This is a genomic window from Larkinella harenae (assembly GCF_054780515.1).
This window is the reverse complement of sequence record NZ_BAAGWE010000030.1, coordinates 1-1408: the sequence shown is the minus strand read 5'-3', so window position 1 is coordinate 1408 and position 1408 is coordinate 1. Positions and strand designations below refer to the sequence as shown.

Below are 1408 nucleotides of genomic sequence, written 5' to 3'. Positions count from 1 at the left end.
TGTCTTAGCCCCCTAAATGGTTGGACAAAATTGTAAAAACAGTCGGTTCGCCGATGCGATTAGTCCATTAATTTAGGAAATCATGAGTAAATCACGACGAACGTTCACCCCAGAAGACCGGTATTCCATCGTTCAGGAATCGCTTCGAGACGGGCATTCCGAAATCTGTCGGAAGTATAACGGCACAGGCCGCCCTGCTTTCTCCTTCCCTGTTGAGGAAGTGGCGACAGAAATACCTGACGAAAGGAAAAGAAGGACTGAAAGATTCGTATCCACGGGTGGATCCCCAACTCCGAGCATTAGAGGAAGAGAACGAACGGCTCAAACGGATCGTTGCCAGGCAAGCTTTAGAACTTGAAGTCAAGAGTGAACTGCTAAAAAAAACGCCTATCGGACCTCGGAAAAGCTGACAATTATGAATCAGTTTGAACAGCAGATCAATCGCTCTCAGCCGCTTCGGCGGGCCGATTTGCCAATGGCTGAATTTGCCTCGTAGCGTTTCGTATTACCAACCTCAAATCGGTAAACCTGGCGTTAAACCCAGCCAGATGACTATGAGACGGGACGGCACTTGGGTGTCCAATGAAGAAGTGGTTGCACATATTCGGCAGCTACTTGACACCGAGTTTAATGCCTTTGGTTACGAGTATGTGACCGCCGGGCGGCCCCGTCACGAGCTCAAAAAGCAGTATCTAATCAACAAGAAAAAACGGGGCCGCCCGGCGGTGTACCGGCTGATGCGAGAATATAAGTTACTATTAGGACAAGTAATCCGGCCAACCGGTAAGCGAGAGTTTGTTCAATTCCGACGAATAGAAGCCACTAAACCGTTAGAATATTTATGACGGTTCGCCGTTGCGATGGGACATCAAATACATTTGGCGGGGCCGCCCGGCGGTGCATGGTGAACGACGCAACTACTATTTGCTTACGGTCATTGATGTTTACAGCCGAAAAATAGTTGACTGGCTCTTTCAAGGAAGTGTCCGCCAGATTGATCTTATTAATCTACTCCGGCGCGTAAATTCAACTCATGATTTGAAAGGAGTCATTATGCGTAACGATAATGGAAGTCAGCGGACCGCCGCCGCGGTTTGTCGCCCATTCCGTACGCAATTTCCTAAAAGCTGCGGAAGCCAAACAGGAATTTACTCATGTAGCAACCCCGGAGGAGAACTCCTACATTGAAGCCTTTCACAGCATATTGGAAAGGGAGGTTGTAGAGCGTCACGAATTTGGTAGCTATTATGACGCGAAAGAAACCTTGCACCGGTTCTTTGCTCATTACAATTGTAAGCGATTGCATCGATCAATTGGCTTTGTTACTCCACAACAGAAATGGGAGGAAGCCATAGAATACGACTCAACCATTTTGGAAAATCTGTCCAACTAATAAGGGGCTAAGACA

Annotated in this window: 2 protein-coding genes; both read left to right on the top strand. The window is 47.6% G+C overall.

The window, feature by feature from the left end; all coding sequences use genetic code 11:
- Positions 1-212: 212 nt before the first annotated feature.
- Positions 213-410, top strand: a complete 198-nt coding sequence (locus tag ACYVH9_RS31550) for a hypothetical protein (RefSeq protein ID WP_460640439.1) — start codon at positions 213-215, stop codon at positions 408-410.
- Between the two features lie 656 nt (positions 411-1066).
- Entirely contained in the window at positions 1067-1393 is a 327-nt protein-coding gene (locus ACYVH9_RS31545) for an integrase core domain-containing protein (protein WP_460640438.1), read from the top strand.
- The last annotated feature ends 15 nt before the right edge of the window (positions 1394-1408 follow it).